Below are 6823 nucleotides of genomic sequence, written 5' to 3' on the forward strand. Positions count from 1 at the left end.
AGGGATGCCCAGGGTTGACGTGGTATTCAACAACCAACCCCTTCGCCCGGGATTGGAGACCTCCTGGGGCTTCGCCTGCCTGATCGAGGGTGCGGGGCAAGGCGGTCTGGACACCGAATAGGGGAGGGGCGAAATGACATCCATTGTGGAGAAAGGCGGCGGTTCCGCCGAGGGGATCAAGCTGCTCCTGTGCGAGAACCCCCTCCCACCCATCGATGAGGCCGTGGAGGCCGCCCGGGCCGAAGTGCCGCGCGGCAACTACTACACCGAGCCCTACTCGGCTCCCCTGCGGGAACAGATCGCGGCGGTCCTGGGGGTCCCCGAGCACCTGATCCACATGAACGCGGGCTCCGAGCTGATTCTTCGGCAGCTCTTCCAGCGCCTGGGCCGGCAGGTGCACCTGCTCACGCCCACCTACCCCCTCTTTCCCGAGATCGCCGAGCGTTACACGGAGACACGGCTCCTCCCCGAGGAGGATTTCCGGCTGAACCTGGCCGACCTGCGCATCCCCGAGGGGACCACCCTGGCCGTGATCGTCAACCCCAACAATCCCAATGGAGGGACCTTCGACACCGAGGCCCTGCCCGACCTGCTGGCCCGCCATCCGGACACTCGGTTTCTGGTGGACGAGGCGTTCATCGGCCTCGCCGGGCGAAGCGTGGCCCACCTGGTGCCCGAGCACGACAACCTCTTGGTCACCCGCACCCTGTCCAAGGCCCACAGCCTGGCCGGCTTCCGGGTCGGCTACGCCATCCTGCCCCCGGATCTGGCCGATGCCCTCAACGCCACCAACGACGCCTACCCGCTGACCCGCCCCAGCCAGGCGGCCGCCCTGGCCACCCTCCAGCACGAGGACCGGATCCGGGAGCGGGCGAACCGGCTGCGGGACTGGACCCAGGACCTGGCCCGGAACCTGGAGGGGCTGGGCGTGCGCGCCTATCCCACGGACACCTATTTCTTTTTGGCCGATTTCGCCCCGTATGACGCCGTGGACTTGGCCGCACGCTTGAAGGAGCGGGGGATCTTCATCAAAGCGCTGGGAGACCCCGCCCTGGGACCGGGCTTCATGCGGGTAACCACCGCCCGCCCCGAGGACAACGGGCGGGTCGTTCAAGCGCTGCGGGAACTGCTGTAGGGGAACGGGCAACTGGCCGCGGGGATCCTGGTGGCCGTGCTCATCGTGCGCTCCAAGTAGGGGCTTCCGTTCGGTCGCTTCTCCACCCCTAGCCTTCCGGGAGCTCTGGCGGGGCCATGCGGGGCCTGGGCGAGGAAAGGGCCCTGAGGAAGGCTTCCAGCGCGGCCCGCTCCTCCTCGCTCAACCCCAGCGGCTGGATCCGGGGGGAGAGATGCATGGAGCGCGCCTTGTCTTCCGCCGCGCCCACCGGGGCGTTCTGCCACCATCCCGCGTTGTACAGCTTCAGGAGCCCCTCCAGTTCCGGAACCAAGCCGTTGTGCATGTAAGGGGCCGTATGGGCGACCCCGCGCAGCGGCGCGGTGCGGAAAGCCCCGAAGTCTTCCCGGGCCCCTGTGACTGCGTATCGGCCCTGATCGTTGCCTACCCCGTAGAAGGAGGTGCCCATGTGGTGGTAGTACTCGTCCGTCAGGTTGGGCCCGTGGTGGCAATTCATGCAGCGCGCCTTGGTCCGGAACAGGTGCAGGCCCCGTAGCTGCTGGTCGTCCAGGGCGGTGCGGTCCCCCCGCATGAACCGGTCGAAGGGCGTGTGACGCATGGTCCGTGACCGTACAAAGGTTGCGATGGCACGCGTGACCTCCTGGATGCCAATCCGGTCGTCCCCGAAAACCTCGCGGAACTGGCGGCGATAGCCGTCAATGCCTGCGAGACGGGCGGTAACCTCTTCCGGATCCGCGGCCATCTCCACCGGGTTCGTCAGGCTACCCAGGGCCTGCTCCTCCAGCGTGTCGGCCCGTCCATCCCAGAACAGGCTCTCCAGGTACGCCGCGTTGAGGATGGTGGGTGCGCTTACCGATCCCCGCTGCCGGTCATGGCCGAAGGAGTACCTGCGCCCGTCGGCCCAGCCGAGCTCGGGGTCATGGCAGGAGGCGCAGGCGATCTGCCCGGAGGCCGAGAGGCGCGGGTCGAAGAAGAGCTGCTTCCCCAGCTCCTCCTTGGCGGGGGTATGGGGATTCGTGTCGGGAAAAGGAGGCTCGGGAAGCGGGCCCAGGGGCTCGGCCTGGACCTCCGCATCAATCTGCGGGGACGGCCACTCGGACTGGGGCTTCCCGTAGGCGGCCCGCAGCTCCGCCACGGAACGCCTCTCCCGGTCCGAGCTCCCGTCCGGAAGCCTATGCTCCGCTGCCACCGGAATCAGGCTCCCGACCGCTAGAGCGACAGCGACCCAAATTGCCCGCATACTTTACGGTGCACCCCCGTTCCCAGATCCAGCCCAACGCCACCCGTACCCTGGGACCGGACCCGTACCGACCCTTAGGGGGCCCACCGGTCCGCCCGGAAAGGCTGTCTCCATAAATGATAACGATAATGGTTTTCATTTATTGTTGGATAGGAAGGGGGCCACGTCAAGCTGGCCCTTGGACGGAAAGACCCTCGCGTCGTCGGAGGGCCATACTAGGCTGGAACCCCCCGGCACCGGCGCAGGCTGCGGGTGGCACAAGATGCGGGGAAAGCTGGTTGCACCAGAGGTGGGAGATCCTCAAAAATCGGAACGCCCAGCGTCCGGATGGCAGGTATCATCACCGTAGGCGCACAGACCCCTGCAGTGCCCCGGAGCGAGGCCCGGGACAGGCCGCCGATAATGCCTCATAGGCGGCGAAGCGCTTTCCCGGCCCAACATCGAGGAACAACCATGCCAGGAAGCACCCGTTCTCGTTACCGGCCCAAATGGGTGCCCTTGGTTCTGGGGGCAGCCTTACTGGGAGCAGGTGTCCAGACCCCGGCATGGGCGACACCCGCTCCTCCCAGCCTCAACGCCGATTCCTCCTTTCTCATGGCCATGAAATCGGGCCGGGTCCTGGCCAGCGAGCACGCCGAAAAGCGGATTGCGCCCGCCAGCCTGGCCAAGCTCATGACGGCCTACCTCACCTTCCAGGCCATGGAGGAAGGCGCCATCCGGCCCTCGGGCCGTGTCCGGATCCGGGAAGACACCTGGAGGATGTCGGGGTCTCAGATGTTTCTGGAGGCAGGGGAGCGGGTCTCGGTGGATAAACTCCTGCAGGGGCTGCTGGTGGCCGGGGCAATGACGCGGCCCAGGCCCTGGCGCGCCACCTGGCGGACACCGTCTCCAGCTTCGTAGGAATGATGAACCACCAGGCCGAAGCGCTGGGCATGGAAAACACCCATTTCACCAACCCAAGCGGGCTGGGAAACGCCGACCAGTACACCACCGCCCGGGATATGGGCATCCTTGCCCGGGCCCTGATCCGCGACTTCCCCCGGCACTATCCCCGCTTCCACCAGCGAAAGGTCACCCACAACGGGATCACCCAGCACAACCGCAACCGGCTCCCGGAGTATTCCGAAGGCGCCGACGGCCTGATAACCGGCCATGCCCCCGATGCGGGCTACCACCTAGTGGCCTCGGCCCAACGGGGAAAGACCCGTTTCCTGAGCGTACTGCTGGGGGCCGAAAGCGGCGAGGCCCGTTTCCAGGACGCGGTTGCGACCCTCGACTACGGGTTGCGGTACTTCGAGACCATCCCGGTCTACCAGGCCGGTCAGCCCGTCCGCGAGGTTCGGGTCTGGAAGGGGGCGGCCAACGAGGTGACCACAGGGCTCAACGCGGATCTGTTCCTCACCATTCCCAGGCACCGCAAGGATGCTTTGGACGTAAAGGCCGAGACCCGGGATCCATTGAGCGCCCCGATCGACCCCGGCGAGCGGGTAGGATGGCTCCAGGTGAGCCTGGACGGCGAGTCCCTGGCCCACCGGCCCCTGGTGACCCGGGATGGGGTGGCCTGGGGCGGCTGGCTCCGGTACGTGATGGACTCCGTGCAGCTGAAGTGGAACCGGTTCTGGCAGCGCCAACAGCGTAAGCTCCTGGCCCACGACAAGGAGACATCCGGAAACGAGCCCCAGGGCTAGCACCCGGCACGTGCAAAGGAAGGCCCCGGGTGGACCGGGTTTGCGAACCCGGGCCACCCGCCCATAAGGAACCAGCCATGGACCGGCAATCCGACCCGGCACCCCCCCATCCCGAGGCGCCCCACGCGCTCACCCCCCACACGGTACCGGAAGCCCTGGGCGTGGACCCGGAGCGGGGACTTTCGGAGGAAGAGGCGGAAAGGCGGCGACGGCGGTACGGACCCAACCGCCTCGCGGAGCGCCGGGCCACCCCCTGGTGGCGCCTGTTGTGGAACCAGCTGTCCAGCCTGGTGGTGCTCCTGCTGATCGGCGCGGGGGCGGCGGGCTTCCTGGTTGGCGAGGTGATCGAAGCCACGGCGATCCTGCTTGTGCTGGTGGTCAATACCCTCGTGGGCTTCGCCACGGAATACCAGGCCTCGCGCTCCATGGCGGCGCTGCGGCGGATGATAGGTACCATCGCGGAGGTGGAGCGGGGGGACCGCCGGGACGAGATCGACGCGGAAGGGCTGGTGCCGGGGGACATGGTCCGGGTGGAAGGGGGCGAGCATGTGCCGGCCGACCTGCGGATCCTGGAGGCGGAGGATCTGCAGGCGGAGGAGTCGGCCCTGACCGGGGAGAGCGAGGCGGTAACCAAGGGCCCGGAGCCGGTGGACCGGGACGCCCCGCTCGGCGACCGCACCAGCATGCTGTTCACCGGCACCACCGTGGTGGGAGGCTGGGCCCGGGGGGTGGTGGTGGCCACCGGCCCGCGGACGGAGATGGGCCGCGTCGCCGACCTCGCGGGGTCCATCGAGCGGGGCAAGGCCCCGCTGCAGGAAGGCCTGGACCAGCTGAGCCGCCGCCTGGCGCTCCTCGTGGTGATCGGGGCCGGGGTCCTGGTGGGGATCGGGCTGCTTCAGGGGCGGCCCCTGAACGAGGTGGTGGAGGTGGCGGTGGCCCTGGCCATCGCCGTCGTACCCGAGGGGCTTCCGGCGGTGGCCACGCTGACCCTGGCGGTGGGCATGCGGCGCATGGCTGCGGAAAACGCCTTGGTGCGGCGGCTCCCGGCGGTGGAGACCCTGGGCTCCACCACGGTGGTGTGCTCCGACAAGACCGGCACCCTGACCCGCAACGAGATGGCGGTGACGGAGGTCGCCCTGGGCCGCCGGGGCGACCCGGACCTATTGTGGCGTGCCGCCGTGCTGTGCAACGACGCCGACGTGGACCCGGACGGCAATCCGGTGGGGGACCCCACGGAAGTGGCCCTTCTCCACGGGGCCGCCGAGCACGGCCTGGATTGGCGCCGGCTGCGCGAGGAGCACGAGCGGGAGCGCGAGGCCCCCTTCAGCTCCGAGACCAAGCGCATGGCGGTGGTGATCGGCGATCGCGTGTACATCAAGGGGGCGCCCGAGGTCCTGATCGACCGGGAACGGGAGCCGGAGCTGGCCGAGACCGCCGAGCGCATGGCCGGGAGGGGCCTGCGCACCCTCGCCGTGGCCACCCGCCAGGCCCCTGCCCAGCCCCTATCCGACGAGGAGCTGTTCGCGGACCTCAAGATGCTTGGGGTGGTGGGCATGCAGGACCCGCCGCGGGAGACGGCGGTGCGCGCGGTAAAGGCCATGCACGATGCCGGCATCCGCACGGTTATGATCACCGGGGACCGTGCCGACACCGCCGCCGCCATCGCCAACCAGATGGGCCTGTCGCGGGGCGGCGTGGCCCATGGCCGGGACCTGGCGCGCACCACGGATCAGGAGTTGGCGGAAGCGGTGGCCGATACGGACGTGTACGCCCGGGTGGATCCGGAGCACAAGCTCCGCCTCATCGAGGCCCTGCAGAGCACCGGGGAGGTGGTGGCGGTCACCGGCGACGGCGTCAACGACGCGCCCGCCCTCATCCAGGCGGACGTTGGCGTTGCCATGGGCTCCGGGACGGATGTGGCCCGCGACGCCGCCGACATCATCCTCCTCGACGACGAATACGGCACCATCGAGGCCGCGGTGGAGGAAGGGCGGCGCATCTTCGCCAACATCAGGCGCTTCGGGCAGTTCCTCTTCTCCTGGCACGTGGCCGAGGTGGGCGTGATCACCAGCTCCATCGCCGCCGGCTTCGCCCCGCCCCTGACCGGCCTTATGATCCTGTGGAACAACCTGGTCATCGACGTCCTCCCCTCCTTCGCCCTGGCCCTGGAGCCCAGCCGCCGGGACGTCATGCGCCAGCCGCCCCGCGACCCCAGGGAGCCGGTCATCAGCCGGGAAGTGGTCCAGCGCATCCTGACCCAGGCGGCCCTGGTGGCCGGGGTGGGCCTGACCGCCTTCGGGGCCGGGGCCGGCCCGCTCGCCCTGGGGACGGAAGGGGCCCAGACCATGACCTTCGTGGCCATGTCTCTGGGGCAGGTGCTGGCGGTGTTCAATGCCCGCGCGGAGCGGGGCTCGGGCTTCCGCGGGGCCTTCCGCAATCCCTGGCTCTGGGGGGCGTTGGCCCTGACCGCCCTCCTGGAGACGGCGGCGCTGGGCGTGCCCGCCCTCGCCGAGGTGCTTGGCCTTACCGCCCTTCCTCCGGCGGGCTGGGCCCTCGCCGCCGGCCTCGGTCTTCTGCCCGTGGGGCTCACCCAGACGTTCCGGATCCTGCGCTCCTGAGATCCGGGAGGACCGAACCCGGAAAGAGGCCGTCACGGAGGGCTGGGGTGACCTGCCCCCGTTTTTAGGACCACTTCCTACTTAGTTGAACCCAGGGGTTATTCGGCCATATCCGGCTCGTCGGCAGTTGCTTTCCGCTCCTGAC

The 6823-nt window shown here is 68.9% G+C and carries 5 protein-coding genes; 4 read left to right on the forward strand and 1 reads right to left on the reverse strand.

Annotated features, from left to right (window positions below; genetic code table 11):
* Positions 1–133: 133 nt before the first annotated feature.
* Positions 134–1135: a pyridoxal phosphate-dependent aminotransferase gene (locus ACLFRB_RS08185; RefSeq protein WP_411068525.1), complete on the forward strand. Its 1002-nt coding sequence runs from the start codon at positions 134–136 to the stop codon at positions 1133–1135.
* An 88-nt stretch (positions 1136–1223) separates the two neighbouring features.
* Here ACLFRB_RS08185 and ACLFRB_RS08190 read toward each other — a convergent pair whose 3' ends face one another.
* Complete coding sequence (locus ACLFRB_RS08190; RefSeq protein WP_411068526.1) at positions 1224–2267, reverse strand: cytochrome-c peroxidase; 1044 nt, start codon at positions 2265–2267, stop codon at positions 1224–1226.
* Between the two features lie 558 nt (positions 2268–2825).
* Between ACLFRB_RS08190 and ACLFRB_RS08195 the strand changes: the two genes are divergently transcribed.
* The 3 genes from ACLFRB_RS08195 (at position 2826) to ACLFRB_RS08205 (ending at position 6678) form a co-directional block, all read left to right on the forward strand.
* Positions 2826–3272 carry a D-alanyl-D-alanine carboxypeptidase family protein gene (locus ACLFRB_RS08195; RefSeq protein WP_411068527.1) on the forward strand — a complete coding sequence of 149 codons (447 nt, stop codon included), beginning with the start codon at positions 2826–2828 and terminating at the stop codon, positions 3270–3272.
* Complete coding sequence (locus tag ACLFRB_RS08200; protein ID WP_411068530.1) at positions 3245–4060, forward strand: D-alanyl-D-alanine carboxypeptidase family protein; 816 nt, start codon at positions 3245–3247, stop codon at positions 4058–4060. Before ACLFRB_RS08195 ends, ACLFRB_RS08200 begins: the two co-directional genes overlap by 28 nt.
* 77 nt (positions 4061–4137) lie before the next feature.
* Entirely contained in the window at positions 4138–6678 is a 2541-nt protein-coding gene (locus tag ACLFRB_RS08205) for a cation-translocating P-type ATPase (protein WP_411068528.1), read from the forward strand.
* Positions 6679–6823: the final 145 nt, after the last annotated feature.

This window comes from Thiohalorhabdus sp., assembly GCF_046545655.1.
GTDB lineage: Bacteria > Pseudomonadota > Gammaproteobacteria > Thiohalorhabdales > Thiohalorhabdaceae > Thiohalorhabdus.